This window comes from Cohnella sp. LGH (assembly GCF_017671885.1).
In the GTDB taxonomy this organism is placed as follows: Bacteria; Bacillota; Bacilli; order Paenibacillales; family Paenibacillaceae; genus Cohnella; species Cohnella phaseoli.
On record NZ_CP072117.1, the window covers coordinates 605,846 to 630,256 of the forward strand.

At 57.9% G+C, this 24,411-nt stretch carries 16 protein-coding genes; 9 read left to right on the forward strand and 7 right to left on the reverse strand.

Annotated features, from left to right (window positions below; translation table 11 throughout):
• The first annotated feature begins 65 nt into the window (after positions 1-65).
• Together J4772_RS36855 and J4772_RS02425 are read left to right on the forward strand one after the other, a co-directional pair.
• Positions 66-545, forward strand: a complete 480-nt coding sequence (locus J4772_RS36855) for a saccharopine dehydrogenase family protein (protein WP_247740989.1) — start codon at positions 66-68, stop codon at positions 543-545.
• 76 nt (positions 546-621) lie between these two features.
• Positions 622-1,866: an MFS transporter gene (locus J4772_RS02425; protein ID WP_209074022.1), complete on the forward strand. Its 1,245-nt coding sequence runs from the start codon at positions 622-624 to the stop codon at positions 1,864-1,866.
• Here the strand turns inward: J4772_RS02425 and J4772_RS02430 are convergent.
• The 6 genes from J4772_RS02430 to J4772_RS02450 form a co-directional block, all read right to left on the reverse strand.
• Positions 1,814-4,999: a hybrid sensor histidine kinase/response regulator gene (locus tag J4772_RS02430; protein WP_209074023.1), complete on the reverse strand. Its 3,186-nt coding sequence runs from the start codon at positions 4,997-4,999 to the stop codon at positions 1,814-1,816. The genes J4772_RS02425 and J4772_RS02430 overlap by 53 nt on opposite strands.
• Before the next feature lie 303 nt (positions 5,000-5,302).
• Positions 5,303-7,111 carry a fibronectin type III domain-containing protein gene (locus J4772_RS02435; protein ID WP_209074024.1) on the reverse strand — a complete coding sequence of 603 codons (1,809 nt, stop codon included), beginning with the start codon at positions 7,109-7,111 and terminating at the stop codon, positions 5,303-5,305.
• Positions 7,112-7,456: 345 nt separating this feature from the next.
• Positions 7,457-7,663: a helix-turn-helix domain-containing protein gene (locus J4772_RS37460; RefSeq protein WP_371822881.1), complete on the reverse strand. Its 207-nt coding sequence runs from the start codon at positions 7,661-7,663 to the stop codon at positions 7,457-7,459.
• Between the two features lie 292 nt (positions 7,664-7,955).
• Positions 7,956-8,249, reverse strand: a complete 294-nt coding sequence (locus J4772_RS37465) for an RNA polymerase sigma factor (protein ID WP_371822816.1) — start codon at positions 8,247-8,249, stop codon at positions 7,956-7,958.
• Positions 8,250-8,288: 39 nt separating this feature from the next.
• Positions 8,289-8,495 (reverse strand): hypothetical protein, encoded by a 207-nt coding sequence (locus tag J4772_RS02445; protein ID WP_209074025.1) that lies wholly within the window; start codon positions 8,493-8,495, stop codon positions 8,289-8,291.
• A gap of 233 nt (positions 8,496-8,728) precedes the next feature.
• Positions 8,729-12,088, reverse strand: coding sequence for a tetratricopeptide repeat protein (locus J4772_RS02450; protein WP_209074026.1), 3,360 nt, complete (start codon positions 12,086-12,088; stop codon positions 8,729-8,731).
• Between the two features lie 119 nt (positions 12,089-12,207).
• Here J4772_RS02450 and J4772_RS02455 point away from each other — a divergent pair, with 119 nt between their 5' ends.
• The 7 genes from J4772_RS02455 (at position 12,208) to J4772_RS02485 (ending at position 22,932) form a co-directional block, all read left to right on the forward strand.
• Positions 12,208-13,101, forward strand: coding sequence for an AraC family transcriptional regulator (locus J4772_RS02455; RefSeq protein WP_247740990.1), 894 nt, complete (start codon positions 12,208-12,210; stop codon positions 13,099-13,101).
• Positions 13,102-13,187: 86 nt separating this feature from the next.
• A complete protein-coding gene (locus J4772_RS02460; RefSeq protein ID WP_209074027.1) occupies positions 13,188-14,726 on the forward strand; it encodes a response regulator transcription factor in 1,539 nt (512 codons plus the stop codon).
• Positions 14,727-14,733: 7 nt separating this feature from the next.
• Entirely contained in the window at positions 14,734-16,476 is a 1,743-nt protein-coding gene (locus J4772_RS02465; RefSeq protein ID WP_209074028.1) for a sensor histidine kinase, read from the forward strand.
• Between the two features lie 183 nt (positions 16,477-16,659).
• Complete coding sequence (locus J4772_RS02470) at positions 16,660-18,036, forward strand: ABC transporter substrate-binding protein (RefSeq protein WP_247740991.1); 1,377 nt, start codon at positions 16,660-16,662, stop codon at positions 18,034-18,036.
• Positions 18,037-18,054: 18 nt separating this feature from the next.
• Positions 18,055-19,011 carry a carbohydrate ABC transporter permease gene (locus tag J4772_RS02475; RefSeq protein WP_247740992.1) on the forward strand — a complete coding sequence of 319 codons (957 nt, stop codon included), beginning with the start codon at positions 18,055-18,057 and terminating at the stop codon, positions 19,009-19,011.
• A complete protein-coding gene (locus J4772_RS02480; RefSeq protein ID WP_209074029.1) occupies positions 19,008-19,811 on the forward strand; it encodes a carbohydrate ABC transporter permease in 804 nt (267 codons plus the stop codon). The genes J4772_RS02475 and J4772_RS02480 overlap by 4 nt, the downstream gene beginning before the upstream one ends.
• 181 nt (positions 19,812-19,992) lie before the next feature.
• Positions 19,993-22,932, forward strand: coding sequence for a glycoside hydrolase family 2 protein (locus tag J4772_RS02485; RefSeq protein ID WP_209074030.1), 2,940 nt, complete (start codon positions 19,993-19,995; stop codon positions 22,930-22,932).
• Between the two features lie 656 nt (positions 22,933-23,588).
• Here J4772_RS02485 and J4772_RS02490 read toward each other — a convergent pair.
• The gene (locus J4772_RS02490; RefSeq protein WP_209074031.1) at positions 23,589-24,407 is read right to left on the reverse strand and encodes a carbohydrate ABC transporter permease; all 819 of its coding nucleotides are present in this window, start codon (positions 24,405-24,407) and stop codon (positions 23,589-23,591) included.
• Positions 24,408-24,411 lie beyond the last annotated feature (4 nt).

The window sequence follows — 24,411 nt, forward strand, 5'->3', positions numbered from 1 at the left end:
GAACACGTTTCGAAATAATCAGGAAGGGTCGCGCAGAGACGGTCGGCAGCTTTACGGACGCGAGATTGGCGGATTTTCGGGGCGCTATCGGCCGCAGATCGGCTTACCGGTTTCCGTTCTCGGATCAACGTTCCTTGCCGAGCACGCTTGGCGTTCCCGACGTATCGACGAGATTATGCCTCGACCCGGCTTTCATAACGACATTTCTCGCAGGATTTCGCAAGCTGGGTTTGCACCGTCTGTTGAGGTTGAAGCCGCTCCGTGCAGCGGCGATCTCCTGCTTCGGCCGCGTGCACTTTGGCTCGGAGCGCTTTGCTGTACAGGTCGAAGCGGTCGGCGAGAAGGACGGACGCATGGCTGCCGCCGTATATCGGCTGCAAGGCCGCAGGCAATCCGAGCTGACCGCTTTTTGCGCGCTGGATGTCTCCGAAGCCGTCTGCGGCTCGACAATGCCTGCCGGCGTATTCTCGATCGAGCAGTTGCTTGATTGGAAGAGGATGAGCAGGCTGAGCCGGGAGGAACTGGAAGTCGAAATCCGTTCATAGCCCCCAAAATCAACAATAGATTCGCCTGCAAAGCGGTGCTATAATTACCCGAACGAACAGGAGGGGAGCTGATCCCATGACGGAAAATGAAGTAAAACGGCTTTATTCCAGGACATTGATCATTATTATCATTTCGCAAATATTCGGAGGAATGGGACTAGCCGCAGGGGTAACCGTCGGGGCGCTGATGGCTCAGGAAATGCTGGGAGCGGACAGCTATGCGGGGGTTCCGGTTGCACTTATCACGCTCGGCTCCGCGGTATCGGCTTATCTCGTGGGGCGGCTGACGCATCGTTACGGACGGAGGGTCGGCCTGTCGACGGGTTTTCTGGCCGGCAGCGCGGGGGCGGTCGGCATCGTACTGGCCGGCGCGACAAATCAGCTCTCGCTTCTGCTTGCTTCCTTGCTGATCTATGGGGCGGGAACGTCGACGAACCTGCAGGCCCGTTACGCCGGAACCGATCTGGCCAAGCCGGAGCAGCGGGCGAAGGCGGTCAGCCTGTCGATGGTGTCCACTACCTTGGGCGCGGTGGCGGGGCCGAACCTGGTCCGGCCGATGGGCGATATCGCCGTCTCCTTCGGCCTTCCCGCACTGACAGGCCCATTTCTGTTGTCGGCTGCGGCATTTGCTCTGGCTGGGCTGATCTTGTTTGCTTTTCTCCGACCCGATCCCTACATCGCGGCCAAGGCGATCGCCGCCGGGCAGGAGGCGGGAAGAGCCCAGACCTCCGCCGGCAAGCCTTCGGCTCCGTTCCGCAATCGCGGACTTGTCGTCGGAACGACCGTAATGGTACTGACGCAGATCGTGATGGTCGCGATTATGACGATGACGCCCGTCCATATGCAGCATCACGGTCATGGACTAGGGGACGTCGGGCTGGTCATCGGCATTCATGTCGGCGCCATGTATCTCCCGTCCTTGGTGACTGGCGTGCTCGTAGATCGGATTGGCCGCTATGCGATGTCATGCGTGGCCGGGATTACGCTGCTGCTGGCCGGCGGTCTTGCCGCAGCAGCCCCCGCCGATTCGCTGCCGCTGCTGATTGCAGCGTTAGCTTTGCTCGGGCTTGGCTGGAACTTCGGCCTAATTAGCGGTACGGCCCAGATTGTCGACGCGACGACGCCGGCGACCCGCGCCAAGACGCAGGGGACGATCGACGTGCTAATCGCGTTGACCGGAGCCTCGGGAGGCGCATTGTCCGGCATGGTCGTCGCCGGTTCCAGCTATGCCGCTCTTTCGCTGATCGGCGGTGCGATGTCCTTGCTGCTTATTCCCGTTGTTCTGTGGGCAAGGAGGCCCCGCCGCGAGCGTCAGGAATGACGAACGAGACGACCGTTCCTTGCAGAGGACGGCTGAAAATGGACAGGCCTTGACCGTACAGCTGTAGCAGGCGTCGATTCGTGTTGGCGACCCCGATGCCTCCTTTGCCCTGCAGGGAAGCGTCCAACAGCGTATCGATCTGCTTCTGGCTCATCCCTCGGCCATCGTCGCTCACTTCGATCGTTGTCGCTCCATCCTTGCGAACGATTCGCAGTCGAACGGTGCCGCCGACATTTCGGCCAAGCGCGCCGTGTTTCACGGCATTTTCCACGAGCGGCTGGATGGACAGCGGGGGGACGAGCAGATCAAGGCCGGGCGCCATCTCCCATTCGATCTTCAACCGGTCCCCGAAACGAGCCTTTTCGATCTGCAGATAAGCTTGAACGAGATCCAGCTCGTGGGCCAGCTCAACCAGTTCCCCCGTGTTCAGAAAATCAAAACTGATCCGCAAATAAGAAGCGAAGGCGTTGCCAAGCAGGCGCATCTGCTCGATATCGATCTCGCTTAGCGCCAGAATGGAATTCAGCGTATTAAACAGAAAGTGGGGGTGAATCTGCGCCTGCAAATAAGCGGCCTCCATTCGCAGACGCTCGTTAATGGACTGTTTAAGCGAAGTTAACGCTCGAATGCGATATTTCAATTCCAGCGCATCCACCGGCTTCGTTACATAGTCGCTTGCGCCTGACAGAAAACCGGTGTAGATGTCGGCGGGTTGACTGCGAGCAGTGAGCAGCAGCACCGGAAGCTCGGACAGGGAGTAGCGCTCTCGGACTCGCTGCGTCAACTCGTAGCCGGACATTTGCGGCATCATCACGTCCGCAATCAGCAGATCCCACGGCCTTGTACTAAGCAATTCAAGCGCTTCGCGAGCGGATTGCACCGTTGTGATCCGGTAGGGCTCCAGCTCCAGCATGCCGGCGAGCACGTTCAGATTGACAGGATCGTCGTCCACGGCCAGAATATGCAGCACTGTATCGCTTAACAGCGGCGGGACAAGCATGGACGCTGCGATCTCCTCCGCCGCGATGTCCGGGGCGGCTAGTCCGAAGAAACGCTCTTCCGTCTCGTCGAATGCTCGCTGCAGCGGCAATTCCACGGGTGCCTGCGGGATATTCGTTGAATTCGCCACCGGCAGATCGAAGCTGAACATCGAGCCTTCCCCCGGGGCTGACTGGACGGTCAAAGTCCCTCCGTGCAAATCCACCAATTGCTTGCAGATGCTCAGCCCTAGTCCGATGCCTCTTCCGTCGCTCACGCCGTGCGCCCCTTGCTCGTAGGGGAGAAATATGCGCGCCTGAGTCTCTCGATTCATACCGACTCCCGTATCGGCCACCTGAATAACGGCTCGTCCTTTGTTCACCTCAGCGGCGACGGTAATCGTTCCTTCCTCGGTGTATTTCAAAGCATTGTGAATAAGATTGTACATAATTTGCACGAGTCGCTGCTCGTCCGCGAACACCGGCGGCATCGATTCAGGAATATCGATATTTAGTTTTACGGGCTTGCCCTGGAACATGAATTGCAGCATGCCGACGATTCCGGGTACGAGAGCGCGCACCTGCAACGGCTCCTGACGCAGCGAGACGCGATGCTCTTGCAGCCGCGCAACGTCAAGCAGATCCCCTAACATATGGGACATGCGGCGGCTTATCGTGATCAGCAGCTCCATATTTTTCAGACTGCCTTCGTCCAGCGTGGCCTTTTCCTTGGCAACTACGTTCTGCGCAATATTCATGATGCCGTGCAGCGGCGTCCTCAGCTCGTGCGACGTATTGGCAAGAAATTGGTCCTTCAGCTTATCCGCTCTTTGTAATTGGTTGTTCAGCATACTGTTCTCGTGAGCCTGGCGAAAATATTTTTTGAACCAGTAAGCGGAGAAGCCAATCATCGTAATCATCAAATCGAGCGGATAGTATACGGTAGTCACGTCAAAGTCCGATTCGAATAGACTCCAGATCAAGTTGGAAATGATTCCAGCCGCGGTCAGCAGCAAAAACGCAACGTCTCTGTCGCTCCGTTCGTTGGCAATCATCTTGCCCAAGACAAAGAAGAGCCAAATAAACGGAATGAGATAGATGCCGATAAAGCCGTAAAAATCGACGAATGCGTTAGCCCAGGAAGCGGGAGCCGCCATCAGGATTCCCGTCAGAACGACTAGTAAAGCGGTGTAGCTGCGCAGCCACAAATCGCGGCGAGGAGCCGCCGAAGCCAATCTACGAAATAGAAAGAGGATGAACAGATTTTGCCATAGTAAAGCGATCAGTCTGATCCGGATCTGCCATGCATAAGTAATCGGTACCAATATCTGCAGGATGTTATCTTGACCTGCCATTAAAGCGAGCGCAACGGACAGCGTCAACAGAGCCATCGTAAACAATCCTCGCTCCTGGCGGTTAAACAAGTAAAGAATAAAAGCATACAGTCCGTGAAGCAGCAGAATGACAATTGTAACCAACTGAGAGCCGATGGAAAACAACCGAATCGTATCGATCGCGGCTTGCGAGCCGAAACGAATGGAGCGAGTAATACCGCCGTAGAACGGCTCGTCGTAATTAGCAACTCGAATCAGTACGTCCAGCTCAGTCGTTCCTGCTACAGTGTAGGAGGCGGTATAGGATATATTCCGCGCCGTGTAATTTTGGGAGTCAGCGGCGGGCTTGCCGATATCCCCTTCGGAAAAACCGTTGATTTCGACGGAGGAGGCGGCTTGAATGCCCTTAATCCAAAGCGCAACGGGTTGCTGAAGAGGATCGATGAGAATACGCAGCCGATAGGTGCCGTACCCGTAGGATGTGCCGGAGTCCGGCTCGAACCCTTTTCTCCAATCTCCCGGAACCTTGACGGTGCTGAATGCCTTGTCCTCCGACCGTAGGTCCTCGTACGACAAAAGTTGATTTGGGTAAAAGAGCCACGGGCCATTCAGAAAAAAGGAAGGCGAGCTCGCCAAATCAACGCCGCGCATATCTACAACGCCATCCACGGGATTTGGAGCCTCGGTCGTATAGAACGCTTGCAACCATGCCCACCGCAGGCAGAACAGGATCCCGAATATGACGACCGTGAGGCCGACGTACTTCAGGACGTTTCGTTTGGCGATTGATTTTTTGGTTGGATGAGGTTTGGGTTGTTCCATCTAGGCTGCGGCCTCGTTTCGCATATGTAACTTTCTGATTCTACAACTATTTCGATTTTACTATACCCGTGGATAGTTAACGACAGGAAAAGAATAAGTAGGAAAAATTCCGAATATTTGTGGAATTGCGAGGTTGCGGAAAGGACTGTGGATTGTCCGTTCCTATCGGTTAAGGGGAGGTGCGGCTTAACTCGAATATTCCGAGAAAAAGAACCTCAAACTCCGTTGCAAGACGGAATTTGAGGTTCTTTCGTTGGTCGAGGGGATTTCCTATTTCAATGCGAACCTTGGAAGACAATCCTATTACTGTAATCCCCACAGGGCAGGAACGTTCGACGGCTCCCAACCGGTAAGTGACGTGTGGGCCTGGATGCAGTAGTAGGTCTTGCCTTGGTAGACGACCCGGTCGTTGGCCTTGTAGCTCGTGTTCGGCGCCCAGGCAGGAGTTCCGGTCGTTGCTGTCGTCGCTTGAATCGTCGTTCCGTCGGAGACGTTGCCTGCCGCGTCTTTCGCCGTAACCGTGAAGGTGTAGGTCGTGCCAGCCGCGAGGCCCGTGATTGTTGCGCTCGTGCCGGCGACTTGGACGTTCGACGATCCGTAAGAAACCGTATATCCGGTGACGCCCACGTTATCGGTCGAGGCTGTCCAAGACAGGCCGATCTCCGAAGATGTCGTGGAAGTTACGGTAAGGTTGGCTGGCGCGGTCGGCTTGATCGGATCGGTTGGCGGCGCGGCTGTTGTGACGGTAATCGGACTGCTGGCGCCCGATATGTTGCCGGCGGCATCCCGGGCCTTCACGGTAAACGTATAAGGCGTGCTGGAAGCAAGTCCGTTAATGGTCGCGCTTGTGCCTGTTACATTGACATTCGTCGAACCGTAAGCGACGATGTAGCCCGTTACGCCGACATTATCGGTGGAAGCGTTCCAAGCAAGGCTGACGCTGTTGGACGTTACGCCAGCGGCGTGCAGATTGCTTGGTACGGATGGAGGCACGTTTTCCACAGGTCCGTTGAATTGATTCAGATAAGTGCGATGAGGGCTGGAGAACCCGAAGTTGGTGTATTTGTCCCAGTTGATCGACCAGGTCATCAGCCCTTTCAGGCCTGGATATCCGGAAGCGTTGCGCAGCACGTACGTGCCGCCGTATGACTGGCCTTTGATCAAGTAATCAAGCGCTTTTTGCACGTTGGCCGGGGTAGTGTAGCCGCCTCCGGCAGCTTGAGGGGACGCAGGCAGTCCGATCAGCACCTGGTCTTCCCGCAATGCAGGGAACAGATTGCTTGTATTGCCTCCGACCGGGAAACCGGCAAGGAGCATTTCAGCCATCGCTACTTGGAAGTCCGCTGTGCCTTGACTGTACGATTTACCGTCCAGACCCGTCATTGGGCCGGAATTGTAATGCTGGACGTGCAGGTAGTCCAGGTCGTTGCGCAGCGCGTAAATGACCGGCAAATAAGCGCCCCAAGGACCGCCGTAAGCAATAGAGCCCCCTTGCACATAGGCTGTCTCAGGCGCCATGGTCAACAGAAAATCGCTGCCGTAGCTGCCGAGAATCTCTTGAATCGCCGCGATCAGATTGACGATTTTGGGAGTCGTCGGACTGCGGAAATTCGTATCCCCGCCGTTCAGGCTGAGGGAGCTGCCTTCCAGATCGATGTCAATGCCGTTGAATCCGTAGGTATTGATGAGATTTTTCATTGTTGTAACGAAGGTTTGTTTGGACTGGGCGGAGGACAGCTCAACCGTGCCGTTGGCTCCTCCGATGGAGATCAGCACTTTTTTGCCCTGACTCTGCAGGTAAGCAATATCCGATTGGAAATCGGCGACGGTAGCGTTATAAGGAGTGAAAGCCATGTTGCCGCTGGACGGGCCTCCGCTTGGTTCGGCGAAAGCGACTTGAATGACGTCGAAATCCGGCGATATGTCGCGGAGCCGGATATTGGTCGAACCGTTGTCAAAGTTGTGCCAATAGCCGACGATGATTTTGTTGTTGGGAACGGCTGCTTCCGCACGATTGATATTGGCGCTTTGAAGCAGTCCGGCCAAGGCTAAGGCTAAAACGAGCGTAACCCGGAACCCAAGCGTTAACGAGCGATTAAAAATGGCGTACATTAATTCTCCTCCTCTGGATAATAGACTCTATTAGAAAACGCTTACAAGAAATAGAATTTTACTCCTCCGTACCACCTCCTTGATTTAGAAGCAAATGCAAAAAACGATGGAATGCCCGCCGATCTCTGGCTCGTAGGTGCATCGTCTGCTGGTTCGGATACATAAATTGTAAACGGAATTGCCTCTTCAAAAAGGCCAAAATCTTCTACTTGAGGGGGAAAATTTGTAAGCATTTTCATAGGGGGCGAAGAGCGGGTGACGAGTGAGCCGTGGTGGGACCAAACATCGCGTGTAAAAATGAAGCAGCAAATTTTGCGGCACCATCGCGTAGGCCAAAAAAGTGCCTCAAAGGTGGCGGGATCGGAGTGTGTAAATTCTGTCGGTTGTTTCTCTGCATAAAGCATTAATTGTACCTGGACGCATGTTGACCATTGTGGCTAACTGGCGTTGAGATATGTCATGCTCGTCTAAAATTTCCTGTAATCTGACGGAATGAAGAAGTAGGATGCCTATAATGGCTACGTTGAGCAGGAGGATTACTTCTATAAGCAGTTAGAAACATTAGAGCAATGCCAATGTGCCTTGTTCGACCATATTTTTCGGTATGGCGATCAGTTTCATAAACCGATGGCCGAGGAAGTGCTGCGAAACGTCCATCAACTGGAAGTCAATGTACGATTGGAACTACTACATGTGCGCTTGGAGAAAGCCTTTCTAGCATATGATATGGCATACCAATAACGCTGAAGGAGGACCCCTCACTCAGGAGCTCTTCAATAAATCGCTAATCGTGTAGCTGGTTTCTGATCTCCTTCGTAAGCGGACGATTGAGCTTTGTCGCCCATTAGCGCCGTTTGGGCCCAGCAACGCAGCAGCAGCTCTCGCTCGGCGGCATTCTGCGGCAGAAAGTGTTGCGGGCAATTTTCAGCAGCCATGTTTTGAGGGAAGCCTCTCCCCGAAACGAGGTGATGCCGGCGTAGGCTTTCAGGAAAGTGTCCTGCGCAATATCGTCCGCCATATCCCGGCGCTTCGTCAGGAAGAAAGCATAGTTCCATACGTCCTCGCCGTATCGTTCCATCATGCCGTGAAGATCGTAGGCATCCGCTTGGGTCACCGCTCTTAGGTACTCGTCCTTCAACAGATTTTCCTTCCTTTGCTATATAGACTTCCGAGCCTGTCACAAGGTTCCCATTTTCCCCGCAAAATAAAAAAATCCCGCCCAAAGCGCATCAGCGCGTATAAGCGAGATTTCTGGGTACTTCCGCCAGCGAATTGCCGGACGGTACTTGATGCCGAAGCGAACGAACGAATCGACGATCTGTCGGCGCAGAACGAGGTTGATCAGCAGAATCGGCAGGCACGATACGGCAGTTGCCGCCATCATCGGGCCCCACATATGATTTGCAGCGGAGCGCTTCCAGCATAAGATCGAGCGCCGCTAGCACTTGCTCGGATTGTCGGCTTCCAAGCAAGGGAGTCGCGCCCGGCTGTTCGTTCAAATGACGGATTCTGAATGCCGGTTTGCGGATCGTAATGTCCGAGAACCTGCCATTTATTCAGGGATTCGATGGGGATTAACCTCCCCGATCGCCAAAGACGTTGCCTCTTGCATTTCCATTAGGCTTGCCCGCGCGACAGCTCCATGCACAAGTCGCGATGAACGAGCGCGCCCTGATGGCCGGCGTCGGCGCTGAGCGCCTCGTCGAGATCGGACAATGCGGCGCCGAAGCGGCGAAGGCCGAGTAGACCGAGCGCGCGCATGAACCTGCAATGAATCCGGTTGCGGACGTTCAGGTCGTCCTCGAAGACGAGGAAATCGGGCAAGGATACGGCGAAATAGTCCATCTTCACATCATCGAACAGATGCTTCTCGGCATAATCGATCAGCTTGTTGAAGCGGCGCGAGGCCTCGTTCGGGTTGCCGAGCTTCTCCCAGGCGAGTCCCTGGTAGAAAATCATCTCCGGAGGCTGATCGTTATAGAACATGGCGCTCGCCGGCTCCTCCAGCCCTTGCGACGCCCGCGCCCAGCAAAGGTCCGCTTGCTCCGCGTCGCTCAAGCCGTCGTAGGCGCAGCCTAGATAATAGTAGACATGGTTTTCCTGCGCGCCGGCGAGCTTGCCTTCCCCCAGATTTTCGGGATAGGCCAGCGCCCGCGTCAGCAGGTCGGCCGCTTCGGCGAAGCGGCCCTGCGCCAGCTCCCGTTTGCCGAGCTCGACATGGGCCAGCGCGTATTGGCCGGTCACCTTGCCTTCCCCGCCCTCCCAAGGATGGAAACGGCGTGCCGCCAAAGCTTCGACGGCTTTCCGGTGCGCCCCATCCAGATTAAGCAGCGTGACGTATTCCACGTACAGATCGTCCCGCTCCTCGACGAGCCGGCGATGCCGCTCCAGCAAGGCGAGCCGCTCCTTCGGCGCGCGGCCGAGCTTCTTGTGCAGCTGGTCGAGTTCGTAGAACACGCGGGAGTCCTCAGGCTGGCAGGCGAACGCCTTCTCCAGGGAAGCCAGCGCCTTCTCGGCGTCGCCGCGCTTGTTATAGTAGCCCAGCGCCAGGTTGCGATGCACGGTGGCGAAGCTGTCGCGCAGCCCGGCGGAACGCTCCCAATGGTTAATCGCGTCGTCATAGCGCTTCTTGTCGTACAACCAGTTGCCCAAGTAATAATGGGCTTTGTCGTCGGCTGGATCGGCCCGCAGCGCCGCTTCCAGCGTCAGCAAGTCGAAAGCGGTATTCGGGAAACAATAGTCCGGCGACGCCGCGTTGCCCGCTTTGCGGTGGGAGGCGGCCAGGCCGGCTTCTCCGGAACGGTCGAGCAAATAGGCCAGCGCGTAATGAACCATCGGGTAGGCTTCGGCTTCCGGAGCCGGAGCGATGAGCCGGAGCGCGTCGATCGCTTCCCCGAACAGGCCCGCGCCGGCGTAGTCGGCGGCCAGGTTCAGATGGTTGTGCGCATCTCCCCGCATCAGCCGCATCAGCCCGTTCGCCGCGAGGTTCGCTTCCTCGGCGCGGCCGAGCGCCTTAAGCGTCAGCGCGCGTTCGTTCGCCGAGCCGAAGTCGGCCTTATCCAGGTGCTGCGTCTCTTCCGCGAACGCCAGCGCTTCCGCGGCGCGATCCGTCTTGCGGAGCAGCGCGGCCTTCAGGTGGCGCGCCTTGTAGTTGCGCGAATTCCGGATCAGAGAGCGCTCGGCCAATTCCAGCGCTTCGTCGTAAGCGCCCTTCTCCGCGGCGATCTGCGCCAGCGACAAGTAGCCTGGGTCCTGCCACGCGGCCGACCACACCGACTTGTACAGCGCGCCGAACGCTTCCTCCAGCAGGCCCTGCCGCTTAAGGGACATCCCCAGCAAGTAATAGGCTTCAGAATCGTAAGGATTCGGGTTGCGCCAGGTCAGCGAGGCAACGGCGCGGCGGAACAGCGCTTCGCTCTCCTTGAACAGTCCCCTGCGCATCAACAGCGTGCCGAAAGCCGTATTCAGCCGGATATCGCTCGGGTCTCGCCTTAGCCCTTCGAGATAATACGTCTCGGGCTCGTAGGTGGCATGCCTGTATTGCTCCAAATGCAGACCGGCCAGGTAGAGCTGCTCGTTCGTCTTCAGCTCATGCGCGGGCGGCAGCGGCTTGGCCGCGTCCGGCACCTGTTCGATGGACGGAGGAGCCGGACGATAGGAGACGAGCGCGCGACCGCGGGCATCCTTTACGACGACGGTCAGGTCGTGCGGAGCGTCGCCCTCGTCCAGACCGGCGACGCTCTTGAACGTATCGTTCGGAGAGAGCGTAACCGTCTCCTTGAAATACGTTCTGGAGCGGCCTTTCAGCTCGATCGACGAGCCTTCGAACACGGAGGTCGCATAGGCGAGTACGGTCGCCTTCCGCTCGGTCTCGTCGATTTCCAGATTCACCGCGGCATCCAAGGAAGCGTTCTTCACGACCCCTACGTCTTTGTAGGGCATGAAATATTGCTTAAACGACTTTTCCTCGTAAGGCTGGAGCCAAGTAAAGTCCGGCTGATTGTCGGTGTAGACGCCGGTCATCAGCTCGATATACGGACCGTCCTCGTCGGTGAGATGGCGGTCCCAGGTTTGGCCGAAGTCGCCGTTGCCCCATGTCCACTGTTTTTTGCCCGGCGAAATATGGTGGTTGGCGACGTGCAGCAATCCCGCGCCGACGCTGTGATCGTAGCCGCCGACGAAATTGTAATCCGACTTGTACGCCATGTACGACGTCGGCACCGGGATGTTCTTGTAACGCGAGATGTCCACGCCCGCGGAATAATCCATTTTGTAATACGTGCCGGTGGCGACGGGGAAGCGGGACACGTCGCGCTTGCCGTGGTCGAACACGGCGGTGACGTCCGGCGGGAATACGGATTGCGTATGATCGTTAACCGCCACGGCCGGATTCGCCCACCAGAGGAAGGTCTGGGGCTCCGGCGTCCGGTTATACATCTGCGCGGAAATTTCGATGTACGCTTTGCCGGGGTACAGCGTAAAGCCGGCGGTTACTTTCGTTCCGTACATCCGGTCGATTTCCGCTACCCAGACGGTAGCGCTGCCGTCCTCGTTCTCGGTCAATCGGGATTCGACGGGGCCGAAAGTATTCGGTCGATGGTGCTGGGGCCAGTTGAATTCGATGCCCCCGGAAATCCACGGTCCCGCCAAACCGACGAGAGCCGGCTTGATCACGCGGTTGTAATAGACGAAATCGTAATCGTTCGTCTTATCGACGGCGCGGTAGATGCGGCCTCCCAGCTCGGGCAGGATCTCGACCCGGAGGTACTCGTTCTCCAAGACGGCCATCCGGTAAATTTTAGGCTTCTTCTCGTCTTCGATTTTGTCGATAACCGGATGCGGATAAACTCGTCCGGAGCTTCCCTGATAAATGCGCTTATCCAGAAACATCGGATTTTTGTCCGGCCGGCCGACGCCGTACGTAGGAATCGAGACGTTTTTCTCCCAAACCCGGACCGAACGTGGATCTGTTGGCATAGCGTTCCCTCCTGAGCGTTGATAGCTTTACTTTATCTCCGAAGCGCGGGCATTCCAATTGACGAAATGCGGGGAATGATGGATGATATTCTTATTTCGAGAAAAAAGGAGGGCCTGCCGTGGAGGAACTGCTGAAGCCGGACGGTTTCGAGAGCGAACTGTTGCTCGTGCTTCCCGAATATATGCAGAGAGAGCTGGCGGATGCCGAGCTGACCCGTCAGCTGTTCGTGAGCGACATCGGCTACTTCCCCCGTGCGCGTTATCATTATCGGGAGAGGCCCGAGGGCTGCGATGCGCATATCGTTCTGCTGTGCGCCGAGGGCGAAGGAGAGGTCGTACTGACGGACAGCGGCGTGAGGATGAAGCTGAATGCCCGCCACTTGGTAGTCATTCCGGCCGATACGGAGCATCGCTACGGGGCCTCGGAACACGAGCCATGGAGCATATACTGGTTTCACGTCAAGGGCGAGCATGCAGCTGCGCTGATCGCCCAATACGAGTTGGACCGCGGTCCATTGCCGCTGCCGATCGGGGTGTACGGCGGTTTCGTCGAGACGTTCCGGCATTGCTACGATATGTTGGCCGAACGCGCTTACGCAGCCGGAGCGCATGCCCACGTCAGCCAGGCCGTCCGGTACCTGCTCAGCGGGATCGGCATCGCGACGGAGTCTGCGGCTCGCGGGCGCAGGAAGGACAGCGGCCTGGAGAAGGCGCTCCGGTATATGGCCGATCATGCGGCGGAATCGGTCAAGCTGTCCGAGCTGGCTAAGCATGCGGGCGTCTCCAAGCAGCATCTGATCTATCTGTTCAAGCAGGAGACGGGATTTCCGCCGATCGAGTATTTTCTGCGGATGAAGATGCAGCGCGCCGCGCGGCTCCTCGATCTGACCGACTTGGGGGTCAAACAGATCGCGGCCGCCGTCGGCCTGTCGGATCCGTATTATTTTTCCCGGCTGTTCAAGCAGATGATGGGGCTGTCCCCCACGAAATATCGGCAAATCCCGAAGGGATGAGGTCTTTCCGAAAGTTCAGTTTTGATCACGAGCGGAGCGGGAAGCGGATTCGACGTCGAATAGGAGCAAAGAAAGGAGACAGGCAAATGAATCCGGTAAAAGTGATGCTGGTGGACGACGAGGTGCTTGCGATCGAGCATATGCGCGGTCTGGTCTCCTTGCAGAGTCTCGGATACGAGATCGTCTGCTCGGCCACGAAGCCGGCGGAGGCGCTGAAGCTCGCGCGGGAATGCCGTCCGGAGCTGGTGATCGCGGACATCGTCATGCCCGGCATGGACGGGCTGGCGCTGAGCAAGATGCTTCTGGAGGAAGGAACGGCGCTGAAAATCGTGCTGCTTACTTCCTACAAGGAGTTCGAGTACGCCAAGGAAGCGCTCAAGCTGGGCGTATCGAATTATTGGGTCAAGCACGAGATGGACGCCGAGACGGTGAAGCGCGAGCTGGGAGGCTTGCGGGAGGAGATTGAGAACGAGCGCCGGGAGCGTAAGAACGACCGGGGAAGGCTGCTCGTCGACTGGCTCGGCGGACGCGCTCTCTCGGACGAGCAGTGGAGAACGGTTGCGGCGGGGGGCGAAGGGAAGTACGACCGGCTTCACCTGTTGGTGCTGCAGCCGGATCGGCCCTTCCCGGTGCTGCCGGGCGCGGATTCGGATGCGATCGGATTGCCGACGGAATGGCCGGAGGAAGAGGAGGACGGGCTGTTGGCGGCGGTCCGGTTTCTGGGCGGCTGCTTCGTCCTGGTGTTCGGCGATAACGCGGTCAGGGGAGAAGGGAAGATGCGGGAGGCGATGGAGCTGAGAACGGCGGAAGCCACGAGGACGCTGGAGCGGCTGACCGGCTCGACGGTATCGGCGGCGCTGGTGTACGGGCTGGCGAGCCGAACGGAAGTGCCGGGAAGGCTGGGCGAAGCGCTGAAGCGGCTGGGACGGTCGATTTTTCACGGTCCGCGATGCCTGTTCAGGCTGAACGATCTGTGGCGCGTGGAGGAGAAGACCGAATCCCCATGGGGGTGGGAGGAAGATGCGGCGGCCGTTCGGGGGCTGCTCGCGGATAGGAAATACAAGGAGGCGGCAGAAGCGATGGCCGTTTCGTTCGAGCGGGCGGCAGAGGCGCGGGATGCGGACGGCTTCGCCGATCTGTGCCGGCAGACGGTCGCCTCGCTGAACCGCGGCCGCTCGGGGGTCGGGCTGCCGCCGCTCGGCGAGAGCCGGAGGGAGGACTGGACCTCCCTGCCGGGCATTCTCGCCTGGTTCCGGGAGGAGACGGAGAAGCTCGCGGCGCACGCTGCCGGCCGGTCCGCGATGTCGCGGAAAGTGCGGCAGGCGCTCGATTACCTGGAGCAGAATTACGCCGATCCGGAGATCGACGCCGATGCGGTCGCACGGGAGATCGGCCTCAGCCGCGACCATCTCCGCCACGTATTCAAGGAGGAGACGGGCAAGACCGTACTGGATCGGCTGATCGATATCCGCATGGAGCGGGCCAAGCAACTGCTGGACGACGGCTCGCTTAAGATCTACGAGATCGCCGAGCGCGTCGGTTACCGCAACGGTCAATACTTCAGCCAGGTGTTCCGCAAGACGACGGGCATGACCCCGCTCGACTATATGGAGAAGCGCAGGTGAACGGGCGATGCGCATGAAAATCCGCACCAAAATTATCGCCAGCACGGTGCTTGTCGTCTCGTTTTCGCTGATCATGAGCGGCTTTTTCATCTACGATTACGCCAAAGGGATCATCCGCGAGCAGTCGATCAAGGATAGCGGAACGAAGCTGGCGCAGATCTCGTTCCAGCTCAAGAAAATTCAGGAGCAGGTCGTCAAAACGGCGGAATACATCGTCTCCGACGAAGAGATGACCAGGCTGATCTACGCGCCGCCGAGCCCGAGCATCGAGGAGAATTATTTTCGCAAGCAGGCGGTGCAGGAGAAACTCGGCCGATTCGTAGCGCTCAGCAACTTTATCTTGAACGTAGTCGTTGCCCCGCCGAACGGGGAAACCTATTCGAATTACGTTGGCTATGAGGATTATTTCGCGGATTACCTGCAGCAGACTTGGTTTCTGAAAATGAAGGACGTCCGCAACGGGTACAGCGAGCCGCATCCGTTCTTCTTCATCAGCGGCAACCGGCAAGTGTTCAGCTACGTGGTGAAGTATCGTCCCATCGGGCAAAACGCGGCAGAAGACAGCTATCTCGTCATCGATATCGCGTATTCGGAGCTGGCCAACGTGTTCCTGCAGAGCGCCCGGGATTTCGAGCAGATCGAGCTGCTCACGGGCGCGGGGGCTCTGCTCCACGCCTCCAACGGCAGCTTGCCGGAGCCGGACCGCAGCTTCATGGCCGAAGCGCTTGCGTCCGGAGAGTCGTTCGCCGAGGACGGCAAGCGAATCGTCTTGACCGACGACGCGATGAGCCAGGGGTGGAAACAGGCGGCTCTGCTGTCGAAGAGCAAGCTGTTCGAGAAGATCAACCGCGTCTTCTTCTTTTACCTCGTCATCATTGCCACGGGCATCGCGGTAACGCTGGTCGTCATGCTGCCGATTATCGTTAACCTGACGAAGCCGCTCATTCGGCTGACGAACGCGATGAAGCGGGTCGCCGTAGGCGATTTGGGAACGAACGTGAGCATCCGCAGCGGCGATGAGCTGGAGATTCTTGGGAACGGATTTAATCGGATGGTCGAGGATCTGAAAGGGCTGATGGAAACCTCCGTGCGCAACGAGGCCGTGAAGCGGCAAATGCAAATCGACTTGCTGATGGCGCAGATCAATCCGCATTTTCTGTATAACACTTTGAATACGGTCATCTATTTGGCCCACGCCGGCCGCGGCGGAGAGGCGGCCGAAGTGACGCAGGCGCTCATCGTCATCCTTCAGGATACGATCAAGACGGGGGAAGGGGCCGTCCGGGCGCCGCTTGCCGAGGAGAAGCGAATCGTCGACAAATACGCGATTATTCAGCAGACCCGGTATCCCGGCCGTTTCAAGCTCGAATGGGAAGTCGGAGAAGAGCTGTTGGGCCGAGCGGTTCCCCGGATGGCGCTTCAGCCGCTCGTCGAGAACGCGATCGTGCACGGCATTATTCCGTCGGATCGGGAGTCGGGTACGATCGTCGTGCGGGCGTACCGGGACGGCGAAAGATTCTGTCTCGAAGTGGAAGACGACGGACAGGGGATGGACGTTCCCGAGGAAGAGTGGACGGTGCGTCTCGGCCGGGGACCGGAGCGTACGCGGGGCATCGGCCTGTCCAACATCCGGGAGCGGCTGAAGACGAATTTCGGCGCTTCCGCGCGGCTGGAAGCGTTCGGCGAACGCGAACGGGGCACGCTCGTACGGATCCTGCTGCCTTGGAGCGGAACGGAAGACGCGGAATGACGAACGCCTTGATCGCCGGATTTTATACGAAATCACCGTTTTGGCCGATTACGGAGCGGGCGGCCCCCGGAGTAAGATAACGGTGCAAGCACTTACAGCGCGCGTTCGGAAAGTCCGGTTCGGACCGGGATAGCGGACTTTTGGGCGATCGCTTACAAATCTTTCTTGGGGGGACTCATCATCGTGAACAACAGAAAGCTTGGCAAGTGGGTGGGCGGTTTCACGTCTTTGGCGCTGTTGGCGGGGCTGCTCGCGGCATGCGGCGGCAACGGCAATGAAGCGTCGCCGTCGGCTTCCTCGCCCGCGGCTGGCGGAGGCGCTTCTCCGTCCGCATCGGCTCCGGCAGATCCGACGCAGCTTAGCGGCACCGTCAAGGTATGGGACTGGGACGAAGCGTTCCAGCAAGGCATGATCGCAGAATTCAACAAGAAGTACCCGAATATCAAGGTCGAAGTGACTGTCGTCAATCCGAACGACTATCTGCAGAAGCTGCAGAGCGGCATCGCTTCCGGCTCCGACGTTCCAGACGTTATTCTCGGAGAGTCGGCTTATCGCGGCAAGCTGTTCGACTTGGGCGTGCTCGACAATCTGGAGGCGGCGCCGTATAACTTCGATAAGAGCGCGATTCTCGACTACGTCGTGCCTTACGTCTCCAACGCCGATGGCGACGTAATCGCCGTCGACCAAACGTTGACGCCGGCCGGCTTCGCTTACCGCAGGGATCTGGCGAAGGAGTATTGGGGCACGGACGATCCGGCGGAGCTGGAGAAGCTGATCTCCTCTTGGGACGATTTCATCGTCAAGGGCAAGGAATTGAAGGAAAAAAGCGGAGGCAAAGTGCTCATGTTCCCGGGGCTGGGCGATGCCTATATCGCCTTAAGGGGCCAGAACTTCGTCTCCTATGTCAATGGTAACGAGATCGACCTGACGACGAAGCTGCAAGCGCCGCTGCAAAGGCTGTTCGAGATGCGCGACGCCGGCATTCTCGGGAAGAACGAGCTGTGGACTCCGGCCTGGTCGGCCTCAATGGCGAAGGGCGAATTCATGTTCTATCCGATGGCGCCATGGGGAGCGAAATGGCATATTTCCGCCAACGATCCGGAAGGCTCGGGCCGCTGGGGACTCGTGAAGGCGCCGGAAGGCGGATTCACGAGGGGAGGAACGGCAATCGGCATTTACAAAGACAGCAAAGCGAAGGAAGCGGCATGGGCGTTCATCGAGTTCGCGTACTTGTCCGACGAGGGCTCTGCCTACAACTTCAAGACGTTCGGCAATATGACGTCCTCCAGGTCGTTCTATGAAACCGAAAAGGCGCTTATCGACGCTCCGGGTCCCTACGACGAGTTTTTCGGCGGCCAGAACCTGGCGAAGTATTTCATCGAGAAAATCGTGCCGGACATGAAGGGCGAAGCGCAGTCTCAGTACGATTCCGTCGTCGACTCCGTCTTCAACGCGCTTTATCCGCTCTGGATGAAGGACGGTTCGGTCAACGCCGATTCGGCTCTGCAGAAGTTCATCCAGGAGACGAGAAACAAAGCGTCCGAAGCGACGGTCAAGTAATTGACGGGAGAACGGGGGATGAATGTGAACGCGGAACGCATCGACGCCATGCCCGCCGCATCCCGCAAACGCAGATGGGGGCCACGCATGTGGCCCTATATTTTCGCTCTGCCGTTTGTGCTGACCTATGCGGCGTTTCAACTGTATCCGATCCTGTACTCTTTCGTGCTCAGTCTGCATGACTGGAACGGAATAGGGGCCAAGACGTATATCGGCTTCAAAAACTACGTCCAGCTGTGGACGAACGATCCTTTATTTATCAAGTCGCTCTGGAATACGCTGCTCATGATGCTGATGTTCATCCCGCTGACTCTGATTCTCGGACTCACGCTGGCTTACTGGACGTTCCAGTTGACGCGAGGCAAACGGTTTTTCCAGACGATCAACGTGCTGCCGTACATTACAACTCCGGTGGCAATCGGGTTTATTTTCTCCTACATGTTCGACTGGCAAACGGGACTGGTCAACCTGCTCCTGACGAAGTTTGGCATTCTGGAAGAAGGCTTTTATTGGCTTCAAGATGCTTGGGGCTCTCGGGCGATCATCTCCCTGATGGTAATTTGGCGAAATCTTGGCTATTTCATGATTATCTTCATGGCCGGCATGACGGTCATCCCTCAGGACGTGTACGAGGCGGCGAAGGTGGACGGCTCGACGGGGCTGCACACATTCTTCAGAATCACGATGCCGCTGCTGCGAAACATTACCGTATTTCTCGTCGTGACGTCGGTGATCGGCGGTTTGCAATTGTTCGACGAACCGAAGTTGCTCTATGGCGGCTGGTCGGGCTCCGCGCAGGTAGGCGGTCCGGATAATACGGCTCTTACAATGATCTGGAAATTTGTGGACGAATCGTTCATTTCCAATACCCGTTTCGGCTATGCTTCGGCGATCGCTTACTCGCTGTTCTTGCTGATCGTGCTTTTCTCCGTCATTAGCTATCGTCTGACGGCGCCGAAGGAGGACAAGCGATGAAAGCTCTTATGTGGATCTGTTTGGTCGTCATATCGTTGCTCTCGTTGTTTCCGTTCTACATTATGATCGTGATGGGGACGCACTACAACGAGGATTTATTCAGGGGCATTCCCATTCTGCCGGGCAGCTACTGGCAAGAGAACTTGAAGACGGTGCTGAAGGCCGACTTCCTGCACGTCTACGGCAACAGCCTGATCGTGTCCGTCGCTTCCGTCGTCCTGGCGACGCTGACGAGCACATTGATCGGCTACGCGGTGGCGAAGTTCGAGTTCAAGGGGCGCAAATGGCTCCAGACGTTCGTCATCCTGACGATGATGGTGCCGACGCAGGTCGGACTGATCGGCTACATTATCGAGATGCGGCACCTCGGCGTCGGCAACACGCTATGGCCGGTCATTCTCGTCTGGGCGGCGTTCCCGTTCGGAGCGTTCTTCATGATCCAGTTCATGCGCGATTCGATTCCGAACGATCTGCTCGAATGCGCGCGCATCGACGGCTGCTCGGAACCGGGCATCTTCGTCCGGATCGTGCTGCCGATCATGAAACCCGGCCTGGCGACGCTGGCGACGCTCGTGTTTCTGTGGTCGTGGAACAACTACCTGCTGCCGCTCGTGACGATCAACAAGTCGGAGTGGTATACGCTGCCGATCTTTATTTCGAACCTGGGCATCGTGCACAGAACTGATTACGCGGCGCGGATGGCGGCTCTGACGATGACGACAATACCGGTGTTGATCCTGTTTATTCTCGGCTCCAAAACGTTCATGAAAGGGCTCACCGCCGGGGCGGTCAAGGGCTGATCCGGAAGGCGGCGCTTGCGCCGCCTTCTTGGCGCCCCGCGCGCGTCCGTTGAGCGGCGCTTCTCGGGTGGCCGCGGAGGTTTGTGGAGATTCGAGGTGGTCTTGAGATATCCACGGAGACCCTTGATGATTGATAAAACCGTATAGAAAGGCAAGCACACCAGGCAAAGGGGGAGAAACAATGAGTAGACGGGAGATTGCGCTGGACGGGGAATGGGAGTTTCTGCCGGACCCAGAGGATAGGTACAAGGACGCGCCGCCGAACGCTTCGGCTTTCGGGGGCGGTACGATCGCGGTGCAGGGCTCATGGGAGGAGCAGGGCTATGGCGAGGAACCGCCGTTTCCGCAGATCGACACTTGGACGAAGCTGCGGGAATACGTTGGCGCGGGCTGGTACCGGAAAACGGTTCGAATCGAAAGGGCGGACGGAGGAGCTCAGTGGGTGCTTGAGTTGACGGGCGTTCGCTGGACGTCGGAGGCGTGGGTCAACGGCGCATTCGTCGGGTTGCGGGACAGCTTGTCCGCGGTTCATCGGCACGAGCTTGGGAACGCTTTGGCGGAAGGAGACAACGAGCTGCTCGTTCGCGTGGACAACCGGATGCGGCTGCCGCTGGCGGACAGCCACGTCCATACCCGGCATACGGCGACGGAGTGGGGCGGCATTACCGGCGGAGTCAAGCTCGTCGAGCTACCCGCCGTTGGGTTAGGGCGATTGAGCTTGACGCCTAATCCGCTCGCGGGGGCGTTTCGCTGCCGAGTCGAGGTTGCGGCGGCGGAGGAGCGTGCCGACTGCGCGGTCGAAGCGCGCTTTCGAGCTCCAAATGGCGACGAGTTCACGGCGTCCGCGCCCGTCACGGAGAACGGGGTGGCGGAACTGGTCTGCGCGCTGGGCGACGCCCCGGCGTTCTGGTCGGATCGGAATCCGCAGCTGTACGAAGCGGAATTCCTGCTTAAGCAGGGAGAGAATACGCTGGACCGCGTCACGCGGCGGACCGGCCTGAGGAGGCTTGCCGCCTCCGGCAAGCGGCTTGAGCTGAACGGCAAGCCGGTATGGCTGCGCGGCTACGTCGATTGCAGCGTGTTCCCGCTTACCGGTTATCCGGTCTGGGATAAAGCGCACTACGAACGGCAGTTCCGCATTGCGCGGTCTTATGGTTTCAACCACGTACGGCTGCATGGCTGGAACGCGCCCAAGCCGTTCTGGGAAGCGGCGGACGAGTCAGGCATGCTCGTGCAGACGGAGCTTCCTCATTGGTCGGCGCATTATCAGCCGCGCGGCGCGAAGCCGCCCGAGGAGGTCGACGCGTTCCTGCAGGCGGAGCTGGAGCGCATCTACGAAAGCTTGAACGCGCATCCTTCGTTCGTTCTTTTCTCGATGGGCAACGAGTTGACGGAGGATAACGGGCACGAACGGCTGAACGAGCTCGCGAGGTACGCGAGGAAGCTTGACCCGACTAGGCTCGTCACCGACAACACCGGCTTCGGGCAGCTTCCCGAGCAGGACCGCGAGGGCGATTTCTTCATTCCTTCTTTCAATTGGCACGTGCCGTTGAAGACGGAGGAGATCGCCATGCCCGCGACGAACCGCGACTTCTCGGCCGTCGCCCGATTGACGGACAAGCCGGTGCTCGGGCACGAGCACGCGCAGTTTACGATGTACGCCAGGCCGGAGGAGAAGGCGAAGTATACTGGCGTGCTCCGGCCGACGTGGCTGGAGACGATTGAAGAGACGCTGCGAGCGAAAGGGCTGGAAGGCCGGGTCGACGAGTGGATCGAAGCGACCGGCGTTCACCAGGTCCGCGCGCTGAAGGAAGCAATGGAGCGGGTGCGGCGGACGCCGGGTGCGGCGGGCGTGCAATTGCTCGACATTCGCGACTTCCCGGGTCAGGGCCACGCGACGACGGGGCTGCTCGACGTGTTCTGGGACAGCAAGGGGACGATCGAGCCGGAACGGGTACTCGACTTCAACGGTCCGACCGTGCTGCTGATGGCCTGCGAAGGCCGCACGCTGTTCGCGGGCGAGACGATGGACGTGAGGCTGTTGCTGTCCCATTACGGCGAGGAGCCGGAGCTGGCCGGTCGCGTCGGTTGGCGACTGCTTCGCAAGGGGCATGCTCTGGAAGCGGGCGAACGCGGAACGGAGGAGCCGGTCGGCGGTGCAGCGGATAGAGACCGGGACCGCTCCGTGGAGGCTGCGGGAGCCATCGTTGAAGAGAGTGGCCAGGTTTCGGTTAGAACGGCCCTCCTTAGCGAAGGGGAGTTGGCCGTCGCCGGAGCGCTGCGCGGCAGCGTGGGGGAGATCGGCACGGTGCGGATCGGTCTACCTGCTGGATCGGAGGCGTCCGAGCTCGTGCTGGAGGTCTGGTGGACGGATAAGGAACGGCTCGTAGAGGAGCGGGAAATCCGCAATATCTGGTCGTTCTGGTCGTTCCCTCGGGTTCGATACGAGAACGCCGAGTCGGTCTGGAGCAGCGCACCCGCCCTGAAGACTGCTCTGTACGGTGCGTCTTTCGAACCGAACGCTAAATTCGATCCTTTCGTCTATCCGTCGCGCAAAGGCGTGAAATTGGCTGTCGTCGAGCGGCTGACGACGAACGTGCTTCAGTACCTGGCCGGCGGAGGCCGGGTATGGCTTCTGGCGGGAGAAAGCGAGCTGTACGACGCTCCGATGACTAAGTACTTGCCGGTGTTCTGGAATTATCTGATGTTCTCCGAGCAGGCAGGGGGTACGATGGGCGCGGTCGTTCGACCGCACGAAGCTCTCGGGCGCTTCCCGCACGACGGCTGTTCGGATTGGCACTGGTATCATCTTTTAAATGGAACGCCAGCCATCTGCCTCGATACAGTTCCCGAAGTCGAGCCGATCGTCGAGATCGTCGACAACTTCAATCGGGCCAAACGGCTGGCGAGCGCTTTCGAAGCCCAAGTCGGGCAGGGTAAGCTGTTCGTCACAACGCTGGCCTTCCGTACGCCGCCCGACTGGAAACGTCCCGAGAGCGCGTACCTGTTCGACGAAATGCTGCGCTACCTGCTCGGAGACGGCTTCCGGCCTTCGGCCCGCATGACCGTCGGCCAAATACTTGGCCTGTTCCGCTTGCGGGGCATTCATTCGTTCCTGTAGTTCCCGGCCGGCGCTAAGACGGCGACCGACTTTGCTGGCGTTATAGATAAGCCGCGCGCGTTTTTGGCGCCGCGGCTTATTTTTGGTGCGCCACGCATGGCGACTAACTAGTAGAGCGCTCCCGAAATAACGTAATGAAGCTCATTAGAGATTTATAAACCGACTGAGCAACGTTAGAGCGACAACTCGCGGTACCACGAGGCTCCAAAATTCCGACTGGGCAGATTTGCAGTTTTCCCACATCATAATTGCATTATTTTTGAATTGATCTACTAGTTACTCCTGAAAAAGTCCGATTTTATTAAAATTATGGCTCAATCTCAATACCAGTGCTTGACCTATATGTTTTTTCACACAAGTTGCCCCCAAAACTGTTCGTCAAAGCCTGTTGTATGAAAAACCACACAAAATCGTGCAAAGATATCTAAAAAAGCGGAAATTTGTACGACATTTCATATAAAGTACCTGTCATCGTCTGAAAAAGACCGTTCCGTGTGCGAAAAATCATACAAAACAGAGCATCCCTTTCTGGCGTGCTCCAGCCAACCTCACAAGTCAAGCACTCATTTCGGTTTTGAACCAAAATTATTTACCCAAAGCGCATCAGCGCGTATAAGCGAGATTTCTAGGTACTTCCACCGGCCGAATGCCGGACGTTACTTGATGCCGAAGCGAACGAACGAATCGACGATCTGTCGGCGCAGAACGAGGTAGATCAACAGAATCGGCAGGCACGATACGGCTGTGGCCGCCATCATCGAGCCCCACATATTCGTATCCGAGTTGACGAACATCCGGAGTCCGATTTGCAGCGGAGCGTTTTCCATCTTCTTCGTGATCAGCATCGGCCACAGGTACTCGTTCCAGCCGTTAATGAACAGGATGATGCCGAGCGAGGCGACGGTGGATTTGATGTTAGGCAGAATGAGCCGCGTCAAAATGCCAAAGTCGCTCTGACCGTCGATACAGGCCGCTTCGATGAGCACCCGCGGAAACGAGTTGAAGCTCTGATAAAGCGACAGAATCGCGAACGTGGAGACGGCGAACGGCAGCACGATTCCGATCAGCGATTCGTTAAAGCCGAGCTGATTCACGAGCACATAGTTGGGAATCATGACCGCTTGAAACGGGATCAGCCAGGTTAAACTAAGCAGGGCGAAAATAAATCCCTGACCGCGGAATCTCCAACGAACGAGCGCATACGCGGCCAGCAGGCCGGTCGCCAGCTGGGACAGGGTCAGCAGGCTGGCGACTCCGAACGAATTGAACATCATGCGGACGATCGGCATCTGCTCGAAAGCGTACGTGTAGTTGCTGAAGATCGGTTTGAGAGGAATCAGAGAGGACGTGAAAATCTCCGATTCGTTCTTGAACGAGGAATTAACCATCCAATAGATCGGGAACAGGGCGATCAGGCACATGGCGGCGAGCACCGCATGCTGCGCGATCGCGAGTCCCGAAAATTTTTTCTTCATCGGG

What these genes read in the sequence shown, in the direction of transcription:
- J4772_RS02425 (WP_209074022.1), top strand. Translation starts at nt 622, where the DNA reads ATGACGGAAAATGAAGTAAAACGGCTTTATTCCAGGACATTGATCATT.
- J4772_RS02430 (WP_209074023.1), bottom strand. Translation starts at nt 4,999, where the DNA reads ATGGAACAACCCAAACCTCATCCAACCAAAAAATCAATCGCCAAACGA.
- J4772_RS02435 (WP_209074024.1), bottom strand. Translation starts at nt 7,111, where the DNA reads ATGTACGCCATTTTTAATCGCTCGTTAACGCTTGGGTTCCGGGTTACG.
- J4772_RS02445 (WP_209074025.1), bottom strand. Translation starts at nt 8,495, where the DNA reads ATGATGGCGGCAACTGCCGTATCGTGCCTGCCGATTCTGCTGATCAAC.
- J4772_RS02450 (WP_209074026.1), bottom strand. Translation starts at nt 12,088, where the DNA reads ATGCCAACAGATCCACGTTCGGTCCGGGTTTGGGAGAAAAACGTCTCG.
- J4772_RS02460 (WP_209074027.1), top strand. Translation starts at nt 13,188, where the DNA reads ATGAATCCGGTAAAAGTGATGCTGGTGGACGACGAGGTGCTTGCGATC.
- J4772_RS02465 (WP_209074028.1), top strand. Translation starts at nt 14,734, where the DNA reads ATGCGCATGAAAATCCGCACCAAAATTATCGCCAGCACGGTGCTTGTC.
- J4772_RS02475 (WP_247740992.1), top strand. Translation starts at nt 18,055, where the DNA reads ATGAATGTGAACGCGGAACGCATCGACGCCATGCCCGCCGCATCCCGC.
- J4772_RS02480 (WP_209074029.1), top strand. Translation starts at nt 19,008, where the DNA reads ATGAAAGCTCTTATGTGGATCTGTTTGGTCGTCATATCGTTGCTCTCG.
- J4772_RS02485 (WP_209074030.1), top strand. Translation starts at nt 19,993, where the DNA reads ATGAGTAGACGGGAGATTGCGCTGGACGGGGAATGGGAGTTTCTGCCG.
- J4772_RS02490 (WP_209074031.1), bottom strand. Translation starts at nt 24,407, where the DNA reads ATGAAGAAAAAATTTTCGGGACTCGCGATCGCGCAGCATGCGGTGCTC.